Here is a 23,298-nt window from a genome sequence, read left to right as displayed (position 1 = left end):
GGACTGGCGAGAGCAGTTACTCAATCACCCGACTCCCTCATCTTGATCTCCGTCGTGCGTTCATGTTTGGGCTCCAGATTCGACAAGGCTTACATCGCATGAGAAAACTTCAACCCTTCCGTGCGATGGAAAGCACGCCGCCAACACGGCGCGCACTCCCATGACATGGCCCCCATGACACTGCTACTTACTGCCAGTTCGCCGCAATCGCCGGATTCAACACTGCTGCATAACCTTCCGGCAATGTAGTCTGCCCGGCAGCCGGGGGCGCAAAAGCGGCCATGGCCTGCACAAGGTTATGGACATCGTTGTCCAGCAAGGTCTTGCCGTCGGCCGTCTTGAATTCTTCAATCCGGTAAGCGCCGTACCAGCCGGAGAGGGTGACCTTGTCTGCAGTACCGATCACGCTGATTTCCAGGCTGCTGCCCGTCTTGCGGAACCAGAGCTGATCAGCTTCGATGCCGCTGTGGAAGCTCATGACATCGGCATTGCCAGCGGTGTCCTGCACCACATCGGCCCCGTCTCCGCGACCGAACTGATAGACATCGTTGCCGGAGCCGCCCAGCAGGACATCCGCACCGAGCCCACCCGCCAGAGTGTCGTTGCCGGAGCCGCCATCCAGCCGATCGTTGCCGGAGCCGCCGTTCAAGATGTCGTGCCCCCCAAAACCGTTCAGGAAGTTGTTGCCGTCATTCCCGAGCAAGACATTGCTCAAGCCATTGCCATCGCCATTCAGCGATGCACTGCCTGTCAGCGTGAGGTTCTCCACATTGGATGCCAGGGTATAGCTCACGCTCGACAGCACTGCGTCGGTCCCGGCGTCGGAAGCCTCGACCACCCGATCCCCGGAGCGGTTCACGAGATAGGTGTCATCGCCCAGACCGCCATTCATCGTGTCGTTGCCGGCACCGCCGTCCAGCACATCGTTGCGGGCCGTGCCCGTCAACACGTCATCGCCGGCCGTCCCTTCGATCAGGCGAGCGCGCCAATCGATGGTGGCACGGTCCCACACCGTGCCGTCGGCGAACTCTATGGAATCGATCGCAGAGAGCTGGGATCCGTTCGGCGAGAGCACGAAGTGATCGCGCACCAGCAAGGTCTCACCCGTGGCAAGCACGCGCAAAAGCAGCGAGTCCGGGATAGGCGCGCCAGCCTGGTCCTGAGCCACCACCTCCAGCTTCACCCCTAGTGGCGTGATGCCCGGCTTGAGCAGGATGCGGTCGGTGGAGGTTTGTCCCTCAGGCTCCTGGTTGTGGATCACATCATGGCCATAACCTTCGCCGAACACATAGGTGTCGCTGCCCAGGTTGCCCAGCAACACATCGTTGCCGGCGCCGCCGTCCAACACGTCGTTGCCTTCCGTCGCCGTGATCACGTCATCGCCCGCCGTACCTTCGAACAGGTGGACACGTCGCTCGATCTCGGCCCGATCCCACACCGTGCCGTCGGCAAACTCGATCAAGTCGATGGGCCCGATATTTCCCCCACCATTCGGATCAAAGTGACCGAATACCACGAGGGTATCGCCGGTGCTGCGCAAGCGCAGTTGCAGCGACGGTTGCATGTACCACCCGGCCGGGTCTTCGGTGACGAGCCTCAGCTCCACGTCATCTGCCGATACGCCGGACTTGAGCAGGATGCGATCGACTGACGGGTCACCTATGGGTTTGTAGTTGGAAATGTAGTCATGGCCCGAGCCCTGTCCAAAGAGGTAGGTATCGCTGCCCTGGTCCCCCAGCAGCATGTCGTTGCCCTCGCCACCGTCGAGCACGTCATCACCGCCCATACCCTGGAGCTGATCGTTTCCTGAGCCGCCGTTGATCACGTCGTTGCCATTGGAACCCAGAATGAAGTCATCACCGGTTGTCCCTTCGAACAGGTGCGCCCGGCGCTCGATCTCGGCCCGATCCCACACCGTGCCGTCAGCGAACTCGATTGCGTCGATGGCCGAGGTGGTGGGCGAACCATCCCAGGTTCCGAACTGGTCGTGCACCAGCAAGGTCTCCCCCGTGCTTTTGAGGCGCAGCTGCAGCGAGTCTGGAATCGAGTTGCCGTAGCTGTCCTGCTGCACGATCTTGAGCTCCACATCCGCAACACCCACCCCCGGCTTGAGCAGAATGCGGTCTAAGGACTGATTGAAATCGGGCTCGTAGTTGTAGATCTGGTCGTGGCCCGAGCCCTGGCCGAACACATAGGTATCGCTGCCCAGGTCGCCAGCCAGCATGTCGTTGCCGGCGCCGCCATCCAGCACGTCGTTACCCGTCGTTCCCATGAGCCAATCGTCGCCAGGCGTGCCCTCGAACAGGTGAGCCCGGCGCTCGATTTCCGCTCGATCCCACACCGTGCCGTCCGCGAACTCGATCGTGGTGATCGCCGCCTCACCCCACACGTTCGGATCGAAGTGGCCATGCACCACCACCGTCTCACCCGTTCTCTTTAGCCGCAGCTGCAACGACGGCGGGATGCTCCAGCCATTGGCATCCATGGTCACGACACGCAGTTCCACGTCCGCAACCGTCATCTCCGGTTTGAGCAGAATGCGGTCGGGCGCGGTCATGCCTTCTGGTTCGTAGTTGTAGATCTGGTCATGGCCCGAGCCCTGGCCGAACACATAGGTATCGCTGCCCAGGTCGCCAGCCAGCATGTCGTTGCCGGCGCCGCCATCGAGCGTGTCGTTGCCCATGCTCCCCATGATCCAGTCATCGCCCGGCGTGCCCTCGAACAGGTGAGCCCGGCGCTCAATCTCGGTTTGGTCCCACACCGTGCCGTCGGCAAACTCGATCGTGGTGATCGCGGCCTCACCCCACACATACGGATCGAAATGGCCCATCACCGTCACGCTCTCGCCGGTACTCTTGAGCCGCAGCTGCAACGAGGGGGGGATGCTCCAGCCGTTGGCATCCATGGTCACGACGCGCAGTTCCACATCGGCTGCCACCACCTCCGGTTTGAGCAGGATGCGGTCGCTGGAGGTCATCCCCTCGGGCTCCTGGTTATGGATCACGTCATGGCCCGAGCCCTGGCCGAACACATAGGTGTCGCTGCCCAGATCGCCGGCCAGCATGTCATTCCCCGCGCCGCCATCGAGCGTGTCGTTGCCCATGCTACCCATGATCCAGTCGTCGCCGGGCGTACCCTCGAACAGGTGAGCACGGCGCTCAATCTCGGTTTTGTCCCACACCGTGCCGTCTGCGAATTCGATCGTGGTGATGCCCAGCTCACCATACGCATCGGTCAGGAATTGCCCCATCACGATCATCGTCTCGCCGGTGCTCTTGAGTCTGAGCTGCAGCGAAGGCAGCAGGCTGTTGCCGTTGGCATCCGCGGTCGTGATGCGCAGTTCCACATCGAAGGTCGTCACGCCCGGCTTGAGCAGGATGCGGTCGCTTGAGGTTGCGCCCGGAAACTCCTGGTCGAGGATCAGGTCGTGACCCGAGCCCTGGCCGAACACATAGGTGTCGCTGCCCAAGCCGCCCATCAACTGGTCGTTGCCCGCGCCGCCATCCAGGACGTCATCGCCGTCGGAAGCGATCAGCCAGTCATCGCCGGCCGTGCCCTCGAATAGATGAACACGGCGCTCGATTTCCGCCTTGTCCCACACCGTACCGTCGGCAAACTCGATGAAATCGATGGCGTCGTTGCCCATATTGAATTCAACGGAACCCAGCACAATCAGGGTCTCTCCCGTGCTGCGCAAACGCAGCTGCAAGCTGGCAGGCAACATGAAGCCGTTGACATCCTGCACCACCTCCCGGAGTTCTACGTCTTCCGGGGTCACGCCTGGCAGCAGGCGAATACGATCGATGGCCAGATTCTCGTAGGGCTCGGTGTTCGAAATCCGATCATGGCCGTAGCCCTGGCCGAACACATAGGTATCGCTGCCTTCACCACCCCACATGTAGTCATCCCCGGAACCGCCGTCTATGACGTCGTTGCCGGAGGTTCCCCACAATGTGTCGTTCCCCGGGGTCCCCGTGATGTAGCTCACCGGCTCGCTGCGACCGACGAGTTGCTGGATATCGGAACGGCTCCAGACCGTGCCGTCGGTGAATTCAATGAAATCAATGGCGGAAGTGGTCGGCGCCCCCGACTGGGACTCGAAATGCTCGCGCACCAGCAGTGTCTCGCCCGTGCTGCGCAACGTCAGGAGCAAGGACGCAGGAATGGCCATGCCCCGGTGATCCACAGTCACCACGCTCAACGCCACATCCGATGGCGCCACGCCGGCAAGATGGATGCGATCCACCGACTGTTCCGATTCCAACTCGCTGTTGATGACAACATCGTGTCCCGCGCCATAACCGAAGACATAGGTATCACTGCCGCTCTCACCCACCAGCGTGTCACGCCCTTCGCCACCAATCAGCACGTCATTGCCTGCGCCGGCCATGATGACCTCGTCACCACTACCCCCCACCAGGACATCGTCCCCGGAGGTGCCATTGATCTGGTGACTGCGCTGCTCGATCTCCATCCAGTTCCAGACGGTGCCATCGGCAAACTCGATGCTGTCAATCGCCGCATTCAAGTAGCCGCTGGGCGACATGTCGTAGTTCCCGTAGACCAACAGCGTCTCGCCGCTCGAACGCAAGGTCAGCAAAAGAGAAGGCGGAATGGCATTGCCCTGCGCGTCCTGGGTGACCACTCTGAGGTCGACATCTGCAGGACTGACGCCCGGATTCAGCAAGATGCGGTCGACCGATGGGCTCTGCTCGGGCTCGGCATTGAAGATGCGGTCATGGCCATACCCCAGGCCAAACACATAGACATCGCTGCCCAGATCCCCAAGCAGCTGGTCGTTGCCGGCTCCGCCGTCAATGACATCGTTATCCGAAGTGCCGATCAGCAGATCGTCGCCCGTGGTGCCGTCAATTGTGGCCATGATGCTTCCTCCCTGGAGCTTGTTGAGTGACTTGCCAATCTTTGCCGCGGACTTTCATGCCTGCCACACGTCGCTTCGTCACCCACGGGCGCCCACGCCGATCCGGCCATAGGCCGAGCCGTTTAACCTGGGCGGAAGGGAGGATCGATGTCCATGCCTGTCTGGCAGAGCAGCAGGCGCGGCAGCATGCGTGCTATCGGTTGATTCTCTGTTCGGAGTACAGGGGGAACAATGGTACGGATGTACCAAGACCACGTTCTTCCCGTGCGACCAGATAGGCCCTGAACCAGAAAGCCGCCTGCATGCGGTTCACGACGCCGATCTTCTGGAAGGCCACGCTGAGCTGGTTGCGCACCGTGAACTCGCTCTTGCCCAATTCCCGCGCGATCTGCTTGTTGCTGGCACCCGACAGCAGCGCCTGCAAGAGCTGCCATTCAACGGCAGTGAGGTCGAATTCCTGGATCATGGTTTTCATCTTTCCCTCAAGCTTTCATTGCCTGCACGCTGCACGGGGCTCAACAGATACTCGATCACCCGCCTCTTCCCCGTCTTGATCTCCGCCGTGATGTTCATGCCCGGACTCAGCGGAATGCGCTTGCCGTCGATGTCCATGTCTTTCTGGCTCAGCGTCAGGATGGCCGGGTAGTAGGAGCCCTTCTTCTCGTCTGTCACCGCATCAGCCGTGACCACCTCCACCCTGGCATCCACCGTGCCATAGCGGGTGTAGGGAAAAGTCTCCAGCTTCACGGTGGCCGTCTGGCCGGCGTTCACAAAACCGATGTCCTGGTTGGCCACCGTGATTTCAGCGGTGACGGTGGGGCTGTCGGGCACGACGATCATCAAGGGCTGGGCGCTGGTGACGACGCCACCGGTGGTGTGGATGGCCAGCTGCTGCACGATGCCGTCCACCGGGGCGGTGAGTTGCGTCAGGCGTTCGCGCTGGCTGGCCTTGCTGTGGTCCGCGCCAAACTGCAGGCGCTTGGTGGCGGCCTGGGCGTTGCGGTCGTTGAGCTGACGCACGGTCTCGGCGCGGAAGGAGGCGCGCGCGCCTTCGGACTCGCGCAGCATGGCCTGGGCCTCCGCGAGGCGGGCACGCTGGGTGGAGAGATCGCGCTCCAGCTCGATACGCTCGCGGGTCTTGTCCTGGGTGGCGTGGCCGGAGATGTAGCCCTGGTCCACCAGGCGCTTGAAGTCAGCTTCACGCGCCTGGGCCATGGGTACGGTGTCTTCGAGCTTGGCGATGGTAGCCTGCACGGTGGCCATTTCGGCCTGGCGGCGGGCCGTTTCCGCATCCAACTTGGCGAGCTTGGCGCGGATGTCCTGCCACTCGCTTTGCAGCAGGCTGCGCGTGCCGGCATCGGCCTCCTTGGGCAGGCTGGACGCCTGCCCTGTGGCCAGGGTCTTGAGCAGCGCGGCGGTGCGCTGCTCTTCGCTGATGGCAGCGTTGAGCTGCTCCTGCACGCTGGCCTTGTCGGCGCTGGCCATGGTGGGGTCCAGCTCCACCAGTACCTGGCCGGCCCGCACCCGGTCCCCATCTTTCACCAGCACGCTTTTCACGACGCTGGCTTCCAGCGGTTGGATGACCTTGGTGCGGTCGCTCACGATGATGCGCCCCGGCGCCACGGCCACGATGTCTACCTGGCCGAAGATGGACCAGACCAGTGCCAGCACGAACAGCACCATGATGGTCCAGGCCAGGCGACGCGGGGCCGGGTGCACCGGCGTTTCCTGCAGGCTCAGCGCCGCGGGCAGAAAGGCCGTTTCATCCGACAGCCGTTGCGGGCCAGCCAGTTCGGCGCGGTGTTCCCAGGCGGCCTTGAAAACGGCCCGGTAGCGAGTCCACAGCTCAATGAAGGGGTGGCGCGGCATGGGGGCCGCGGTGTTCGTGCTCATGTGTACCTCCTCACCCCATTTAGGATTGAAAATCGCCTTTGTGACATCATTTTTGATATCATGCTAGGCGTGAACAGCAAGCACCGCAAAACCCTGGCGCGCATATTTGAGAAACCTGTTCCGAGAAACATGGAGTGGGTAGACATTGAGTCCCTGCTGATTGCGCTGGGAGCCGAATGCGTGAACCGCGGCGGTTCGATGGTGAGTTTTTTCCTGAAAGGCGAGCGGGCTGATTTCCACCGCCCCCATCCCGCCAAGGAGGCCAAGCCATACCAGGTGCGTTGCGCACGCGAGTTTCTGGAACTGATTGGAGTCAAGCCATGAGCAATGCCATGACCTACAAGGGCTACACCGCCAAGGTGGAATACAGCGAAGAGGACGAGTGCTTCATCGGGCGCATCGCTGGCATACGCGCCATCATCGGCTTCCACGGTGGCAGCGTCACCGAGCTGAAAAAGGCTTTCCGTGCCGCGGTGGACAACTACATCGACGTGGCACAGGCGCGAGGCGAAGAGCCCGAGAAGCCCTTCTCGGGCCGCATGATGTTGCGCCTGCCCAGCCAAGTGCATGCGCGCGTCAGTTTTGCCGCTGAGCGCGCGGGGCTGAGTGTCAACCAGTGGGCCGCCCAGGCCCTGGAGCAGGCTGCGCAATCCTGAAAGTGTGCGCTTCATGGCGCACCTCCTGGGACAGGTGTTGCGGCCTGGCCGCCCTGCATCTTCCAGAGGTGGGCATAAAGACCCTGCGGCTTGTCGATCAGTGCGTCGTGTGGGCCGGCTTCGACGATGCGGCCTTTCTCCAGCACGATGATGCGATTGGCGTGGCGCACGGCGCTCAGGCGGTGCGCGATGATGAGCACGGTACGGCCCTGGCAGATGCTGGCCATATTGCGCTGGATGATGGCCTCCGACTCATAGTCCAGCGCACTGGTGGCCTCGTCGAAGATCAGGATGCGTGGGTTGGCAAACAGGGCGCGGGCGATGGCGATGCGCTGGCGCTGGCCACCGCTCAGGGAACCGCCCTGCTCGCCCACGAGGGTGTCGTAGCCTTCGGGCAGTTCGCTGATGAAGTCGTGCGCGCCAGCCAGCTGGGCCACGCGTACCACGGCTTCGATGGGGGCGGCCGGGTCGGTGATGGCGATGTTCTCGCGCACGCCGCGGTTGAACAGCAGGTTCTCCTGCAACACCACGCCCACCTGGCGGCGCAGCTGGGCTGCGTCGATGAGGCTGATGTCGATGCCGTCCACCATCAGCCGGCCCTGTTCGGGAACGTAGAGGCGCTGCACCAGCTTGGTCAAGGTGCTCTTGCCGGAACCGGAGCGGCCGACGATGCCGATCACCTCGCCGGGGCGCACGTCCAGGCTGACGCCGTTGAGCACCGGCGCCGCTTCGGGCCGGTAGCGGAAGGTGACGTTGTCCAGCGTGATGCGGCCCTTCACCGGCGGCAGCTGGGCCGCGCTGGTGGGGGGCACTTCGGTGCGGGTGTTGAGGATGTCACCCAGACGCGCCACGGAGATGCCGGTCTGCTGGAAGTCCGTCCACAGCTGGGCCATGCGCATGATGGGTTGCGAGACACGGCCGGCAAACATGTTGAAGGCCACGAACTGGCCCACGGTGAGCTGATTGTCCATGACCAAGTGGGCACCGTACCAGAGCGTCGCGGCGTTGACCAGCTTGCCGATGAGGTTGACGCCCTCATGCGCCACGCTGGCCAGGTTCTGCGTCTTGAAACTGGCCGAGACATAGGCGGCCAGCTGCTTGTCCCAGCGGCGGGCGAAAGCCGGCTCCAGGGCGGTGGCCTTGACGGTCTGGATGCCGGTGACGGTTTCCACCAGCATGGCCTGGTTCTCGGCGCTGCGGGCAAACTTGGTGTCCAGCCGCTTGCGCAGCACGGGCACCACCGCCAGGCTCAGGCCGAAATACAGCGGCAGGCTGACCAGCACGATGAGGGTGAGCGGCACGCTGTAGAACAACATGACGGCGATGAAGACCACGGAGAAGAAGACGTCCAGCACCACGGTGAGTGCGTTGCCGGTCAGGAAGCTGCGGATGTTTTCCAGTTCGCGCACGCGCGCCACCGAGTCGCCCACCCGCCGCGCCTGGAAGTAGGCCAGGGGCAGGGCCATGAGGTGGCGGAACAGGCGTGCGCCCAGCTCCACGTCGATGCGGCTGGTGGTGTGGCTGAAGACGTAGGCACGCAGGGCGTTGAGCACACTCTCGAAGATGACCACACCCACCAGCCCGATGACCAGCACGTCCAGCGTGGTCAGACCGCGGTGCACCAGCACCTTGTCCATCACGACCTGAAAGAACAGGGGGCTGACCAGCGCAAAGAGCTGCAGCATGAAGGAGATGAGCAGCACCTCGCCCAGCAGCTTGCGGTGCTTGACCAGACTGGGGATGAACCAGGAGAAGTCGAACTTGGCGAGGTCGCCAGCCATGCTGGCCCGACTCGTGATGAGAATGAGCTCACCGGTCCACTGGCTGTTGAAGACCTCCAGCGGTTCGATGGTGGGGCGCGCGTTGCCCGCACCTGCGGCGGGATCCTGCAGCAGCACACGCTGGCCGTCGCATTGCGCCAGGATGACCACGCGCAAGCTGCCATCGCCGGTGCGCATCAAGGCGAGCGCCGGCAAAGGTGTCAGCGCCAGGCGCTCCATGCCTGTTTTTGACCGTTTGGCCTTCAGGCCCAGATGCTGGGCGGCCTGCAACAAATCGTCCAGCTGGAACGGCTCATTGCCTGAGAAACCCAGCTGATGGGCCAGCGTGGCCGGATCGGCCGCCACCTGATGCAGGCGGGCAATGGCACACAACGCGGCCAAAGGTGCCAGCCCCACTGTTGACGCTGCCGTCTGCGGCGGCCGGTCGGCCGCCTCAGGATGAGCCCCTGGGGATGCCCCCGCATCCAACTCACCACCAGATTTGGGCTCGCCTGCGGCCGCCACTCCTGCACTCGATGTCACGTGCTCACTCCCTGTCAGACCATTCATGTCGAACGGCTTGTTTTGATAGCGCGGACTGTATCGATTTACATCGGGCTTGCCTATCCCCCAAACGAGGGGTTCATCCGGTCATTTCCTATGGCCCTGTATCTGCAAAGCCATGGACTCACATCTCCTTACAAAGGTGACGGGGCACTGACAGCCAACTGATTGCGCAATCAGTGAACTACTGATCTGTGAGGTTCCATCGGCACACCGAACACCTCGGCGACAGCTGAGGCAAAGGCGATACTGAATGTCAGCTGATCGTCAGCGCTGCAGCCGGCTCGGCCTGGAGTTCAGGGCCTTGGGCAGCAGGCCTTCGAACATGGCCGAGATTTCGTCGACCATCTGATGCGCGGCCTGTTCGCCGCAGCGTGTTGCCACCGCCATCAGCAGTTCGGGCCGCAGGAACCACAGCGCCGGCACATTGGACGCCATGAGAATGCGCCGCTCGACCTGCGGGAAGCGCTCGGCGCACTCCGCGTCCAGGCACTTGAGCATGGCCTGACGGATGTCGTCGATATGGAAGGCGGCAACGACGGAGTCGTCACGCAAGGGATTGAGCCTCTCCTGCATGGTGGAGAGGAATCTGGTGGCAGCACTGAACATTTTTATACGAACCAACGAACCCAACGAAGCCGGAATCTTAGGTCAGCGTGTACGTATTTTTACTAGGGAATTGCTCTTGGGTAGTAACCCTGATAGCCGATCCCCCGGTGCAGCGCAGCCCGCGCGGGGCCTTGGCGGCGAAGAGCCGGCCTTATTGCGCCACGACGGCCAGGACGGCCGATTGCCCAAGCAAACGCGCACGCAATTCGGGGCGTTTGGTCGCGGGGTCCAGCCAGATCTTGAAAAAAGCCTCGCTGAAGACCGCATCGGCGGACTCACCCCGCAGCCGGCCGTTGAGGAAAAAGCGCACGCCACGGCCCGGCAGATGCAAACCCACCAGACGGTCACCGGGTTTGACATCGGTGAAGATGGTGCCCAGCAGCGCGCTCCATCGGCCCAGCTGTTCGGGCGCCGTGGGTGTGATGCGGGAGAGTTCGATCAGGGACGTGTTGACGATATCGCTGCCCTTGATGTTCATGTCGTAGCGGATATCCAGGGCAAACGGCCGCGCATAGGAAAACTCCGCGGCCCCTGGCAATTGCCAGAGATGAGCGTCATAAGCCTTGAAACCAAAAAAGCGCAGCACACCACTGCCGCGCAGATTCCATCCGTTGCCGAAAGGCGTGAGCTCTTCGGGGACCGGCAAGGCTGTGGCTGGCGCTACGGCCGGTGTCACGGGCGTAGACGCCGAAACGGCCAGCGGCAAGCCCAGCAAGGCCAGGGTCAGCAACAGGGCAGGCATCGACTTGTACATGGGGCGAGTGTCTCAGCAAAGCCCGACAGCCCGCCAGGCCCTCGGGCCAAAAGCCTGCTTGACCTAGGGGAATCGGCCCGGAGGTCAGCAGGTCTCAGCAGTGGCCAGACTGACCCTCACTCGGCCTTGATGTTGTTGTCGCGGATGGCCTTGCCGTAGCGGGCCAGCTGGTTGCCGACCAGCGTCGTCAGCTGCTCCGGCGTGGTGCCCTTGGGCAGCAGGCCCAGGCCGGCATAACGCTCCTTGACCATGGGATCGGTCAGGGCCTGGGCCACCTCACGCTGCAGGCGATCGACGATCTCCTTGGGTGTGCCCTTGGGCGAAGTCAGCGCGAACCAGGTGCTGTACTCGAAGCCCTGGATGCCCTGCTCCTTGAGTGTCTGCGCCTCCGGGTATTCGGGATTGCGGGCGTCCGCCATCACGCCGACGATGCGCAGCTTGCCGGCCTTGGTGAGGGAAGCCACCGTGGCGATGCCCTGCACCGTCATGTCGACCTGGTTGCCGGCCACACCCTGGGCGGCCTGGCTGGCGTCGCGGTAGGGCACGTGCTTGAGGTCCACGCCGGTGTGCGCCGCGAACAGCGCGCCGCCCAGGTGCTGGGGGCTGCCGTTGCCGCCCGAGGCATAGGTGATCTGGCCCGGTGCTGCCTTGGCCGCAGCCACCAGTTCGGCCGCCGTCTTGTATTTCGAATCGGCGGGGACAGCAACACTGAACACGATGGTGGCCACCTGCGAGATGTGGGCGAAGTCGGTGACGGGGTTGAAAGGCGTGTTCTTGTTCAGGTTGGGCACCATGGTCAGCACGCTGTCGTTGAAGCCGCCGATGGTGTAGCCATCCGGTGCGGCCTTGGCCAGACGGTCGGCACCGATGATGCCCGCGGCCCCCGTGATGTTCTCGATCACGATGGCCTGGCCCATGTTCTCCGACATCTTCTGCGCCAGCAGGCGCGCCGCCACATCGACCGCGCTGCCCGCGCCCAGCGGCACGATCATGCGGATGGGTTTGTTGGGGTAAGTGCCCTGGGCCAGCACGGGGGCGGCCAGGGTCAGGCCGGCCGCAGCGGCCAGGGTGAGCGCGAAACGTCGCGTGCAGGTGGAAAGTTGTTGCATGGTGTCTCCTTCTGAGTTGTGTAGACGGGTTGGGCGAGCGGCCTTCAGACCGTGAGCCCCAGCACGCGGATCGCGTTCTCGCCCAGGATGGCGAGGCGGTCTTCGTCGCTGAGTTCGGGGGTGACCATCACATGGCCCACGGGGTCTTCCACCCAGGGAATGGGGTGGTCGGTGCCGATCATGATCTGGCCCGCGCCCACTTCGGCTGCGAGATGGCGCAGCGCTTCGCCGGTAAAGACCAGCGAGTCGAAGTAGATCTGGCGGATGTATTCCGTCGGTTTCTTCTTGAGCACGATGTCGGGGTTGCAGTTCTGTGGCGAGACAAAACAGCTGCGGTCCATGCGCGGTGCATAGGAGCCGAGGAAACCGCCGCCATGGGCACCCAGCACCTTGAGTTCGGGGTATTTGTCGAACACGCCTTCGAAGATCAGCTTCTGCAGCGCGATGGTGGTGTCCAGCGGGTTGCCGATCACGTTGGACAGCCAGCCATTGCCCTTGAGACGGGCCGCCAGCTCGGGCGTGCTCTGCGGGTGGATGAAGAGCATCACCCCCAGCTCCTGCGCCTTGGCCAGCACGGGGTGGTATTGCGGATTGGCGAAGTCGTCACCGGCGACGCTGCCGCCGATGGCCGCGCCCTTGAGGCCGTACTTCTTCACCGCTTCTTCGAGCATCTGCACGGCAAGCTCGGGGAACTGCATGGGCAGCGAGGCGAAGGCGGCCAGGCGCTTGGGGTGATTCGCGCACAGTTCGGCAGAACTCTCGTTGTGCACGCGGCAGATGGCCTCGGCGGTCTCACGATCTTTTTTGTACCAGAAGGGGTTGATGCTGAGCACCTGCAGGTCGATGCCCATGGCGTCCATGGCCTCGAAGCGCGCGGCCAGCTGCTGCTCCATCTGCAGGAAGTGCTCGGGCACGCCCTTGACCGGCGGCAGCACGCCCTTGGCCTCGGCGCCCATCAGGTCCAGCCCGGCCTGGAAGTAGCAGTGCGCGTGCGCGTCCACCGTGCGTGCGCGCTTGCCGCGGATGATCACTGGCGCGCGGCTGGTGGCGGTGGTGCTGCCACCGCCACCGCCGGGCACGATGGGCAGGCCCGCGCAACTGCAGAACCAGAAGCCATTGCAGCCATGGGCGTGGGTTTTGGGAGAGAGCCAGTTCTTGAGCATGGAGGGATTCAGGCGTTTGATTTCGTTGCGGCCGCTGCGCGCTCGATGGCGCGCACCATGCGCGTCTGGGCGCCGCAGCGGCACAGATGTTTTTCCAGGCCCGACACGATGTCGTTGCGACTGGGCTGGGGATTGCGCGCCAGCAGCGCGCAGGCCGAAGTGATGATGCCGGCCACGCAGTAACCGCACTGGGCGGCGCGCTCTTCGATGAACGCGGTCTGCACCGGGTGCGGATGGGCCGGCGTGCCCAGGCCTTCCAGCGTGGTCACCTGCCGGCCCTGGATGGACCACACGGGCAGATTGCACGACGTCTGCGGCTGGCCGTCCACCAGCACCATGCAGGCGCCGCATTCGCCCTGGCCGCAGCCGAACTTGGGGCCGCTCAGATTCAATTCGTCGCGCAGCACCGAGAGCAGCGTGGCCTTCTCGTCGCCGTCAAAGTGGACTGGCTGCTGGTTGACCCGGAACAGGGTCTGTTTCTTGTCGCTCATGCGGCCTCCGCGGCATGCACAGCGCGCAGCAGGGTGTCGGGGGTCAAAGGCAGTTCGCGCACGCGCACCCCGAGGGCGTCGAACACGGCATTGGCCAGCGCGGCCGCCACCGGGCCCTGGGCGGCTTCGCCAGCGCCCAGCGGGGGTTCGTCGGGCCGGTCGATCACATGCACCCGCACCTCGGGCACCTCGCTGAAACGCAGCACCGGGTAGCTCAGCCACTCGGTGCTGGTGATGGCCTCGCGGTCAAAGGTGACCTGCTCCTTGGTCGTCCAGCTCACGCTCTGGACGGCGCCGCCTTCGATCTGGTTGATGACGCCATCGAGGTCCACCACCATGCCCACATCGACCGCGAGGTCGAGCTTGAGCACACGCACCTGCTCGTCCACCTGCACGCGCGCGATGACGGCGCACCAGGCGCCTGTGTTCTTGTAGCGGGCCCAGGCCAGGCCGTGGCCTATGCCTTCGGGCTCCTGCGTACGCTGGCCCCACCAGCTGGAGCGCTGCACCACTTCCTGCAGCACGGCCAGGGCGCGCGGGTCTTCGAGGTGGCGCTGGCGGAAGGCCAGCGGCGACTCACCGGCCTGCAGCGCGAGCTCATCGACAAAGGACTCGATCGCGAACACATTGGCGTAGGCGCCCAGCGCGCGCATGGCCGAGGTGCGCAGGGGCATCACGGTCAGGCGGTTATGGATGACCTGGAGATTGGGCACCACATACGCCGGCACGGCATTGCGCTCGGCACCACCACCGGCCGCCAGCGGGGGGTTGATGGGCAGGGGCAGGGCCGTGGCGTCGGCGCGTTCGCTGGCCGCCAGCAGGGCCGGCACGGGCGCACGGCCCGGGCGCGAGCTGTAGCCGTTGGCCCAGAGTTCGTGCTGCCAGTGGCTCAGGCGGCCCGTGTCGTCGAGCCGCGCGCGCAGCGCGACGCGGTGTGCGGCACCCAGCGGGCTGTGCGTGAGTTCATCCGCGCGCGACCACAGCACGCGCACCGGCTGGCCAGGGCAACGCAAGGCCATCAGCACGGCGTCCAAGGCCACATCGTCGGCACCGTTGTGGCCATAACAGCCCGAGCCCTCGACGTGGTGGACAACGATGTCTTCCTTGGCCACGGGCGGGGTTTCGCGGGCCAGGGCCTTGACCAGATCGTCGCGCAGGTTGTGGATGCCCTGGCTGTGCGTCCAGACCTCCAGGCGCCGGCCGTCCCACCGCGCCAGCGCGCAAGACGTGCCGATGGAGGCGTGGGCCAGATAGGGCTTGAGGTAGACCGCCTGGTGCTGCAGGCCGTCGCCGGGCCACGCTGCTTCACCGCGCTCGGCCGTTGTCGTGGTCTCATGCGGGGCCGACGTGAGGAAAGCGTCCAGCGCATGCACGTCGGGCAGGGGTGCACCGGCCTGCCACTGGATCTTGCCCGCCAGGCGGGTGGCTGCCGTCTCGGCATCGGGCTCCGAGCTGGCAACGATGGCGATGAAACGTCCGTCGGCCCAGCAGCGCACCCCGGGCGGCAGCGCTGCCACCTCGTCGGCCGGCCAATGGGCCAGCGTGGCGTCCAGCGTGGGCGGGCGCAGCACGCGGCCGTGTTGCAGCCCCGGCAGTCGCAGGTCCTGGATGAAACGGGCCTGGCCAAACACCTTGTCGGCCAGGTCGATGCGCTCGGGACGCGCCTGCCCCAGCAGGCTGCGCTGCGCGGCCGTCTTGGGCCGTGCCGCGCCTGCGCACTCGATGTCGAGATCCAGGCCTTGGAGCAAGCTCGTGTAGTCACCGAGGTCCTGCCCCTGCGCAGAGCGGAAGCGCCCGGCCTGCACCACGATCGTGTCGAGGCTCTCGCCGGCGAGTACCGCCGCACGTTGCAAGGCCATGGCGCGCACCTCGGCGCAAACCTGGCGCAGGGCGCCGCCGCTGTCCTGCACCGAAAGACTGCCGGAGGTCACACCTTCATCGGGGCCCTGCGCAGTGCTCGCGCTGCGGATGTGCACGCTCTCCAGCGGCACGTCCAGCTCTTCGGCCACGATGAGCAGCAAGGCCGTGAGGATGCCCTGCCCCAGCTCGACCTTGCCGGTGTATACATGCACCCGGCCAGGCACATCGAACCCCAGCCATTGCGCGAGGCGGCGGTTGGTGTGCAGGCTGCCGGGCAATTGCGGGCGGCCGTCCTTGCGGTCGATCACAAAGCCGCGGGGCTGGGGGGTGGAAACGTCAGGCATGGTGATGAAAAGACTCGCTGGCCCAGGCCTCAGGGCGCTGGGAAGTCGAAGTGGAGCAATGCCTGTTTGCTATCTGTGGCCATTGTTCGTTGAGAGGGGTACTGGCTGCTGCGCAAGCTCTGAGTTTAGAAACGTCAGCGACCTGGGTCCAATGCCGATTACGTCCTATTCCATATCATCATGCGATGGATGAGCGCCCGGGTAAACCCGCATGAAACGCTGGCCGTGCTGCGACCAAGCGCCCCTCCACCTGAGGCGCCAGATAATTCCGGCATGAGCGCAGACCCCCTCGAACAAGCCAAGGCCGCATTCCTGCAAGGCCTGCATGCCCTGGAAACCAGCGACTGGCCGGCGGCCGAAAGCCATTTCGAGCGAGCGCTCGCACTCGCCCCAGGACGGATTTCGGTGATGCAGAACCTGGGCATCACGCGGGTCAGGCTGCAGCGCTATGCCCAGGCCGAGCCCCTGCTGCGCGCGGCGCTGGCGGCCGAGCCGGACCAGGCAGGCGCCTGGTTGGCCCTGGCTGAGGCACAACAGGGGCTTGAGCGTTTCGAGGCAGCGATCAGCAGCTTCGAACGCGGTTTTGCCCTGGGCAGCGATACGGTCACTCTGCGCGCCCAATATGCGCAATGCCTGGCACGGCTGGGCCGCATTCCCGAGGCCAGGCAGGCCTACCAGGAAGCCCTCAAGCACGATGCGAATCACACAGCCACCTTGACCGAACTGGGTGGCCTGTACCGGGAAGCGGGCCAGTTTGAAGAGGCAGCCGCCTGCTTCCAGCGCGCACTGGACAGCGGCGGCGACCCTGACGTGCTGCGGTATTTCCTGGCCGCCGTGACACACAAGGAGGACGTTGCAAGCCCTCCGCCGCAATATGTCAGGCAGCTGTTTGATGACTACGCCGAAGAGTTCGACGCGCATCTGGTCCAGCAGCTGGGTTACCAGGGCCACCAGCTGCTGATCGACCGGCTGCCGCCCGAAGCAGGCCCGCGCTTCCCCCGCGTGCTGGACCTGGGCTGCGGCACCGGCCTGTGCGGCGCCCATGTGCGTGCGCGTGCGGACCACCTGAGCGGCGTGGACATCTCACCCGCCATGGTCGACAAGGCCAGGCAACGCGCGGTGTACGACACGCTGCATGTCGGCGACATCCACGACTTCCTGGCGACCGTGCAAGAGCCCTATGACCTGGTGCTGGCCGCCGACGTCTTCATTTACGTGGGCGCGCTGGAGCAGGTCTTCGGCCTGCTGGCGCCCCGCATGCGCAAGGGTAGCTGGCTGGCCTTCACCGTGGAGGACGCCGCGCCGGACCAGACCGTGCAGTTGCTACCCAGCCTGCGTTACGCCCACTCACCCGCCTATCTGCGGGAACTCGCGCAGCGGCATGGCTACGACATGGTGAGCAGCCACGAGGAAGCCATACGCTTCGACCAGCAACGCCCGGTACAGGGGCGTTATGTGTATCTGAAGCGGCGCTGACGCGTTGCGGTCATTCGACCGTGACACTCTTGGCCAGGTTTCTCGGTTTGTGGCTACGGCCGGCCCTGCGGGCCTTAACTTCACGATGTGAAGTTAGCCTGCGCCGCAAGCCGCGCATTTGGTTGCGGCTAACGCCGCATGGCGCGATGCGCCACCAAAAGCGTCACTCAACCGTGACGCTCTTGGCCAAATTACGCGGCTTGTCCACATCCGTCCCACGCGCGCAAGCCGTGTGATACGCCAGCAGCTGCAGCGGCACCACGTGCAGCAGCGGTGACAGCGCACCATAGTGCTCGGGCATGCGGATCACGTGCAGGCCTTCGCCGCTTTCGATGCGCGTGTCGCTATCGGCCAGCACATAGAGCACACCGCCACGCGCGCGCACCTCGTGCAGATTGCTCTTGAGCTTTTCGAGCAGCGCGTCGTTGGGCGCCACCGTCACCACGGGCATGGCGCTGGTCACCAGGGCCAGGGGGCCGTGCTTGAGTTCACCGGCGGGGTAGGCCTCGGCGTGGATGTAGCTGATTTCCTTGAGCTTGAGCGCGCCTTCAAGGGCGATGGGGTAGTGCAGGCCGCGGCCGAGGAAGAGTGCGTTTTCCATGCGGGCGAAGTCCTCGGCCCAGCTCATCACCTGCGGCTCCAGCGCCAGCACGGCCTGCAGGGCCACGGGCAGGTGGCGCATGGCCTTGAGGTGTTGCGCCTCGTCGGCATCGCTCAGGTGCCCGCGCACCTGGGCCAGGGCCAGCGTGAGCAGGAAGAGCCCGGCGAGCTGGGTGGTGAAGGCCTTGGTGGAGGCCACGCCGATCTCCACGCCCGCGCGTGTGATGTAGGCCAGCTTGCATTCGCGCACCATGGCGCTGGTGCTCACGTTGCAGATGGTCAGCGTCTGCTGCATGCCCAGGCTCTGCGCGTGGCGCAGGGCGGCCAGCGTGTCGGCCGTCTCGCCCGACTGGCTGATGGTGACCACCAGCGTGCGCGGGTTAGGCACCGAGTCGCGGTAGCGGTATTCGCTGGCCACTTCCACCTGGGTCGGGATCTTCGCGATGCTTTCCAGCCAGTACTTGGCGGCGCAGCCGCTGTAGTAGCTGGTGCCGCAGGCCAGGATGAGCACGTTGTCGATGTCCTTGAACACTCTGTACGCACCGTCGCCGAACAGCTCGGGCACGATGCCCTCCACGCCTTCCAGCGTGTCGGCGATGGCGCGCGGCTGCTCGAAAATCTCCTTCTGCATGTAGTGGCGGTAGGGGCCAAGTTCGGCTGCGCCGCTGTGCGCCAGCACGGTCTTGACGGCGCGCTGCGCGGGCTTGTGGTCGCGACCCACCACCCAGAACTTGCCCAGCTGCAGGTCCACCACATCGCCCTCTTCGAGGTAGACGATCTGGTCGGTCACGCCGGCCAGGGCCATGGCGTCGCTGGCCAGGTAATGCGAGCCGTCACTGCCCACGCCCAGGATCAGCGGCGAGCCGGCGCGCGCACCCACCACGCGGTGCGGCTCGTCCTTGTGGAAGACGGCGATGGCGTAGGCGCCATGCAGCTGTTGGGTGGCGGCCTTCACGGCCTCGAACAGGTCACCTTCGTAGATGGAGTCGACCAGGTGGGCGATGACCTCGGTGTCGGTCTGGCTGACGAAGACGTAACCCTTCTTTTGCAAGGCGGCGCGCAGCTCGTCATGGTTTTCGATGATGCCGTTGTGCACCAGGGCCACACGGGCCGCGCGCTGCGCAGTGTCAGCGCCCGCGCCGTGGCTGAAGTGGGGGTGGGCGTTGTGCACGGCGGGTGCGCCATGGGTGGCCCAGCGGGTGTGGGCGATGCCGGTGTAGCCGGTCACGTTATCACGGGCCACCTGCTCGGCCAGCTCGGCCACGCGCGAGGTGCTGCGCGCGCGCTGCAGGCCGCCGGCCGCATGCACGGCCACGCCACAGGAGTCATAACCGCGGTACTCCAGCCGCTGCAGGCCCTGGACCAGCACGGGGACGATGTTGTGATTGGAAACGGCGCCGACGATGCCACACATAAGGGTGTCTCCTGAACTCGATGGGGCGATGGTAGAAGCAGTAATGAAAAATATCTGATTGATTTTTTGTGTTTTATGCACTTAAATTTCACAAAACACATGACAAGACCAGATATTTCAAAAATAATCACAATATGGAACAAATCACCATAGATGCCACGGATCTGCTGCTGCTCGACGCCTTGCAAAAAGACGCCAGCCTGAGCAACCAGGCCCTGGCCGCGCTGGCCCACATCTCACCGCCCACCTGCCTGCGACGCGTCAAGCGCCTGGTCGATGGCGGCCTGATCGAGAAGCAGGTCGCCCTCCTGAGCACGGACAAGCTCGCGCCCCTGCTGGGCCACGGCCTGCAGGCCATCGTGGAGATCACGCTGGAGCGCCAGGGTGAAGAGGCGCAGGCCGCCTTCGAGCTGCGCGTGGCCGCCGACGAGGCCGTGCAGCAGTGCTACCGCGTTTCACCCGGACCGGACTTCGTGCTGGTGGTGCACGCGCGCGACATGCCGGACTACCTGGCGCTGGCGCAGCGCCTGTTCACCAGCGACGCCAATGTACGCAACGTGAAAGCCTTCTTCAGTGTGAAGCGCAGCAAGTTCGGCACGCGCTTGCCGCTGCCAGTGAAGTAAGGACTGCACCCAGCCTGCGCGACTCAGCTCAGACGGGCTCGCCCACGGCGCACGGCAGCGTGACGCTGAGGGTACAGCCTGCGTCGAGGGCGCCCTCGGCACCGATGCTGCCGCCGTGGCGCTCGACGATCTTGCGCGCAAGTGCCAGCCCCAGGCCCAGGCCTTCGAACTGGCTGGCGCTGTGCAAACGCTGGAAGACATGGAACAGCTTGAACCGGCGCACCGGGTCGAAGCCCACGCCGTTGTCGCGCACGTGGATCGTGGCCAGCCCCTCGGGCGTCACCTCGGCGTCGACCTCGATCACCGCTGTGGCGCGCGGCCGCGTGAACTTGAGCGCGTTGGACAGCAGGTGCACAAACAACTGGCGCAGCAGCGCACCGTCGCCGATGAGGGCGGGCAACCCCTCCTGCACCCGCCACTCGATACGGCGGCCGGCACACAACTCGGCCAGCTGGGCCTGCGCCTCGGCCAACAGGGTGCCGACCTCCCACTCCCGCACCTGCAGTTCGACCCGGTCCAGCTGCGACCAGTTCATCAGGCCGTCGATCTGCTGGCCCAGCGTGCGGGCCGCGCCGTGCACCGTCTCCAGGTAGCTCAGCGCTTCGCCGGACAGCACGGGCTCGGCCTCCTCGCGCAACAGGCTCGCATAGGACATGATGTGGCGCAGGCTGGCGCGCAGGTCGTGCGAGACCGCGTAGGCAAAGTCGCCGAGCGCGGCGCGCGCGTCGTGCAGCTCGACCTGCAGCCGCGCGATTTCCTGCTCGGGCGTGGGTTCGCTCATGGGCGCTGCGTCACTTCTTCTTCTCGGGCCGCTGCCAGTTGCTCAGGCTGATCTGCTTGGCGCGCGCCACGGTCAGCATACCGGGCGCCGTGTCCTTGGTGATGGTGGAGCCGCCGCCCACCGTGCCACCGGCACCGATGGTGACGGGCGCGATCAGCACGCAGTTGCTGCCGATGTGCACGTCGGCCTCGATCACCGTGGTGTGCTTGTTGGCGCCGTCGTAGTTGGCCGTGATGCTGCCCGCGCCGTAGTTCACGCGCTCCCCCACCTTCGAGTCGCCGATATAGGCCAGGTGGTTGGCCTTGGCGCCCTTGGCCAGCGTGGCGGCCTTGATCTCGACAAAGTTGCCGATGTGCACCTCGTCACCCAGCTTGGCGCCAGGGCGCAGCCGGGCATAGGGGCCGACCAGGGCGCCGGCACCGACCTCGACCCGGTCCTTCTCGGCGAAGCCGCCTTCGATGTGGGTGTAGGGGTGGATCACCGCGCCGGCGGCGATGCGCGCATGGCTGATCGTGCAGTGCGCGCCGATACGCACGCCCTCGCCCAGCTCCACGCGGCCCGCGAAGATGCAGTTGATGTCGATCTCCACGTCCTGCCCGCACAGCAGTTCGCCACGCACATCCAGGCGCGCCGGGTCGGCCAGGCGCACACCCTGCTCCATCAATGTCCTGGCCACGCGCTGCTGGTGGGCGCGCTCCAGCTCGGCCAACTGCACCGGGCTGTTGATGCCGGCGACCTGCAGCGCGTCGCTGATCTTGTGCGCCACCACGGGCACGCCCTGTGCCACCGCGAACTTCACGACGTCGGTCAGGTAGTACTCGCCCTGGGCGTTCTTGTTGTCGAGCTGCGCCAGCCAGGGCTTGAGCAGCCGGGCCGGCACGGCCATGATGCCGCTGTAGATCTCCTGGATGGTGCGCTGGGCCTCGGAAGCATCCTTGTGCTCCACGATGGCCTGCACTTCGCCGTTCGCGGCGCGCACGATGCGGCCATACCCCGTGGGGTCGTCGAAGGCGATGGTCAGCAGGGCCAGCTTGTCGCCGCCGCAGGCGTCGATCAGCGCGCGCAGGGTGGCGCCTTCCGTCAACGGCACGTCGCCCGACAGCACCACCACGATGCCGTCGTCCGGCAGCGCCGGCACCGCCTGCTGCACCGCATGGCCGGTGCCCAGCTGCGGCTCCTGGCGCACGAACTGCAGCAAACCGCCGCCCGGGTGCACCACCCCGGCCTCGACCTCGGCGGCGCCATGGCCCGTGATCACCACCACGCGGCGGGCATTCAACCCTGCCGCCGTGTCCACCACATGCTGCAACAATGCACGACCGGCCAAACGGTGCAACACTTTGGGCAGCCTGCTTTTCATGCGCGTGCCCTTGCCCGCGGCCATGATGGCCACATCCACTGCCTGTCCGTTCTGCTTCATGCGCTTGTCCACCGTGATGTTGAGTTTCCTGCCCCGCATTATCGGTGCGCTGCTGCTGCTTGTGCTGGCCGGCTGCAGCGCCGTGCAAACCGGCTACAACAACGCCCCCACCCTGCTCTATTGGTGGCTGGACGGTTACATCGACTTCAACGAGGCCCAGGCCAGGCCGCTACGCGACAGCCTGGACAGCCTCCATGCCTGGCACCGCCGCCAGGAACTGCCCGCCTATGCCGCGCTGCTCCAGCGCCTGCAGCAACAGGCCAGCGGGCCGGTCACACCCGAGCAGGTCTGCACGCAACTGGCCCAGGTCCGCGTGCACCTGCAGCGCCTGGGGGAACAAAGCGCCGAAGGCCTGGCCCGGCTGGCGCCCACCCTGCAGACCGCACAGTTGCGCCACCTGGACCGGCAATTCGAGAAACACAACCGCAAGTGGCGCGAGGAATGGCTGGACGGCAGCCCCGCCGAGTTGCTGGCGCGGCGCCTGGAGCGCACCGTGGACCGCTACGAGGACTTCTACGGCCGCCTGAGCGAGGCCCAGACGACCTTGCTGGGCCAGCGCATCCAGGCTTCCAGTTTCGACGCGCGTCTGGCCTGGGCCGAGCGCCTGCGCCGCCAGCAGGACACGCTGCGCGTGCTGCAGGAACACCGGCAGGGCGAGCGCCCGGCCCACATCAAGGCCGAGATGCTGGCCCTGGTGCAACGCAGCCTGGAGCCGCCCGAGCCCGCCGCACGCGAGCAGTTCGAACGCATGCTGCAGGAGGGCTGCCAGACCATCGCCGCCCTGCACAACAGCGCCAGCGAGGCACAGCGGCGCCGGCTGGTCGAGCGGCTGCGGGGCTATGAAGCCGACCTGCAGGCCCTGATCGCACCGGGCTGAAACGCTGGCCACGCCGGGATCG

General features: G+C 65.2%; 18 protein-coding genes. 5 read left to right on the top strand and 13 right to left on the bottom strand.

Annotation, left to right across the window (positions count from 1 at the left end):
* Positions 1 to 187: 187 nt before the first annotated feature.
* The 3 genes from AC1RRP_RS09475 to AC1RRP_RS09465 all read right to left on the bottom strand — a co-directional run bounded on the left by AC1RRP_RS09475 (position 188) and on the right by AC1RRP_RS09465 (position 6,775).
* Positions 188 to 4,882, bottom strand: coding sequence for a calcium-binding protein (locus tag AC1RRP_RS09475; RefSeq protein WP_493035477.1), 4,695 nt, complete (start codon positions 4,880 to 4,882; stop codon positions 188 to 190).
* 193 nt (positions 4,883 to 5,075) lie between these two features.
* On the bottom strand, positions 5,076 to 5,357 hold the full coding sequence (locus AC1RRP_RS09470; RefSeq protein WP_493035475.1) for a response regulator transcription factor: 282 nt from the start codon (positions 5,355 to 5,357) through the stop codon (positions 5,076 to 5,078).
* Positions 5,354 to 6,775, bottom strand: a complete 1,422-nt coding sequence (locus tag AC1RRP_RS09465) for an HlyD family type I secretion periplasmic adaptor subunit (RefSeq protein WP_493035473.1) — start codon at positions 6,773 to 6,775, stop codon at positions 5,354 to 5,356. The genes AC1RRP_RS09470 and AC1RRP_RS09465 overlap by 4 nt, the downstream gene beginning before the upstream one ends.
* Positions 6,776 to 6,835: 60 nt before the next feature.
* On the opposite strand from AC1RRP_RS09465, the gene AC1RRP_RS09460 reads away from it, so the two are divergent.
* Positions 6,836 to 7,099, top strand: coding sequence for a type II toxin-antitoxin system HicA family toxin (locus AC1RRP_RS09460; protein WP_493035534.1), 264 nt, complete (start codon positions 6,836 to 6,838; stop codon positions 7,097 to 7,099).
* Positions 7,096 to 7,431, top strand: coding sequence for a type II toxin-antitoxin system HicB family antitoxin (locus AC1RRP_RS09455; RefSeq protein WP_493035471.1), 336 nt, complete (start codon positions 7,096 to 7,098; stop codon positions 7,429 to 7,431). The genes AC1RRP_RS09460 and AC1RRP_RS09455 overlap by 4 nt, the downstream gene beginning before the upstream one ends.
* An 11-nt stretch (positions 7,432 to 7,442) precedes the next feature.
* Here the strand turns inward: AC1RRP_RS09455 and AC1RRP_RS09450 are convergent, their stop codons facing one another.
* The 7 genes from AC1RRP_RS09450 to AC1RRP_RS09420 form a co-directional block, all read right to left on the bottom strand.
* On the bottom strand, positions 7,443 to 9,608 hold the full coding sequence (locus tag AC1RRP_RS09450; RefSeq protein ID WP_493035532.1) for a type I secretion system permease/ATPase: 2,166 nt from the start codon (positions 9,606 to 9,608) through the stop codon (positions 7,443 to 7,445).
* A 414-nt stretch (positions 9,609 to 10,022) separates the two neighbouring features.
* Complete coding sequence (locus tag AC1RRP_RS09445; RefSeq protein WP_493035469.1) at positions 10,023 to 10,310, bottom strand: hypothetical protein; 288 nt, start codon at positions 10,308 to 10,310, stop codon at positions 10,023 to 10,025.
* Positions 10,311 to 10,515: 205 nt separating this feature from the next.
* Positions 10,516 to 11,118: a chalcone isomerase family protein gene (locus tag AC1RRP_RS09440; RefSeq protein ID WP_493035467.1), complete on the bottom strand. Its 603-nt coding sequence runs from the start codon at positions 11,116 to 11,118 to the stop codon at positions 10,516 to 10,518.
* Between the two features lie 116 nt (positions 11,119 to 11,234).
* Positions 11,235 to 12,227, bottom strand: a complete 993-nt coding sequence (locus AC1RRP_RS09435; protein ID WP_493035464.1) for a Bug family tripartite tricarboxylate transporter substrate binding protein — start codon at positions 12,225 to 12,227, stop codon at positions 11,235 to 11,237.
* A gap of 44 nt (positions 12,228 to 12,271) precedes the next feature.
* Entirely contained in the window at positions 12,272 to 13,390 is a 1,119-nt protein-coding gene (locus AC1RRP_RS09430) for an amidohydrolase family protein (RefSeq protein WP_493035462.1), read from the bottom strand.
* A gap of 8 nt (positions 13,391 to 13,398) precedes the next feature.
* Positions 13,399 to 13,881, bottom strand: coding sequence for a (2Fe-2S)-binding protein (locus tag AC1RRP_RS09425; RefSeq protein ID WP_493035459.1), 483 nt, complete (start codon positions 13,879 to 13,881; stop codon positions 13,399 to 13,401).
* A complete protein-coding gene (locus AC1RRP_RS09420) occupies positions 13,878 to 16,085 on the bottom strand; it encodes a xanthine dehydrogenase family protein molybdopterin-binding subunit (protein ID WP_493035457.1) in 2,208 nt (735 codons plus the stop codon). Before AC1RRP_RS09420 ends, AC1RRP_RS09425 begins: the two co-directional genes overlap by 4 nt.
* A gap of 273 nt (positions 16,086 to 16,358) precedes the next feature.
* Between AC1RRP_RS09420 and AC1RRP_RS09415 the strand changes: the two genes are divergently transcribed.
* Positions 16,359 to 17,561, top strand: coding sequence for a tetratricopeptide repeat protein (locus AC1RRP_RS09415; protein WP_493035456.1), 1,203 nt, complete (start codon positions 16,359 to 16,361; stop codon positions 17,559 to 17,561).
* 163 nt (positions 17,562 to 17,724) lie between these two features.
* On the opposite strand, the gene glmS is transcribed toward AC1RRP_RS09415, so the two are convergent.
* The gene (gene glmS, locus AC1RRP_RS09410; protein WP_493035454.1) at positions 17,725 to 19,575 is read right to left on the bottom strand and encodes a glutamine--fructose-6-phosphate transaminase (isomerizing); all 1,851 of its coding nucleotides are present in this window, start codon (positions 19,573 to 19,575) and stop codon (positions 17,725 to 17,727) included.
* Between the two features lie 134 nt (positions 19,576 to 19,709).
* Between glmS and AC1RRP_RS09405 the strand changes: the two genes are divergently transcribed.
* Complete coding sequence (locus AC1RRP_RS09405; RefSeq protein WP_493035452.1) at positions 19,710 to 20,198, top strand: Lrp/AsnC family transcriptional regulator; 489 nt, start codon at positions 19,710 to 19,712, stop codon at positions 20,196 to 20,198.
* A 28-nt stretch (positions 20,199 to 20,226) separates the two neighbouring features.
* On the opposite strand, the gene AC1RRP_RS09400 is transcribed toward AC1RRP_RS09405, so the two are convergent.
* Both AC1RRP_RS09400 and glmU read right to left on the bottom strand, forming a co-directional pair.
* A complete protein-coding gene (locus AC1RRP_RS09400; RefSeq protein ID WP_493035450.1) occupies positions 20,227 to 20,979 on the bottom strand; it encodes a sensor histidine kinase in 753 nt (250 codons plus the stop codon).
* A gap of 10 nt (positions 20,980 to 20,989) precedes the next feature.
* Positions 20,990 to 22,399 (bottom strand): bifunctional UDP-N-acetylglucosamine diphosphorylase/glucosamine-1-phosphate N-acetyltransferase GlmU, encoded by a 1,410-nt coding sequence (gene glmU, locus AC1RRP_RS09395; protein WP_493035448.1) that lies wholly within the window; start codon positions 22,397 to 22,399, stop codon positions 20,990 to 20,992.
* Here glmU and AC1RRP_RS09390 point away from each other — a divergent pair.
* Positions 22,398 to 23,276 carry a DUF6279 family lipoprotein gene (locus AC1RRP_RS09390; protein WP_493035446.1) on the top strand — a complete coding sequence of 293 codons (879 nt, stop codon included), beginning with the start codon at positions 22,398 to 22,400 and terminating at the stop codon, positions 23,274 to 23,276. The genes glmU and AC1RRP_RS09390 overlap by 2 nt on opposite strands.
* Positions 23,277 to 23,298: the final 22 nt, after the last annotated feature.

It is taken from the genome of Hylemonella sp. GW821-FHT12C09, from assembly GCF_058807395.1.
The sequence above is the reverse complement of the archived record's forward strand: the minus strand, read 5'-3'. Positions and strand labels throughout refer to the sequence as shown.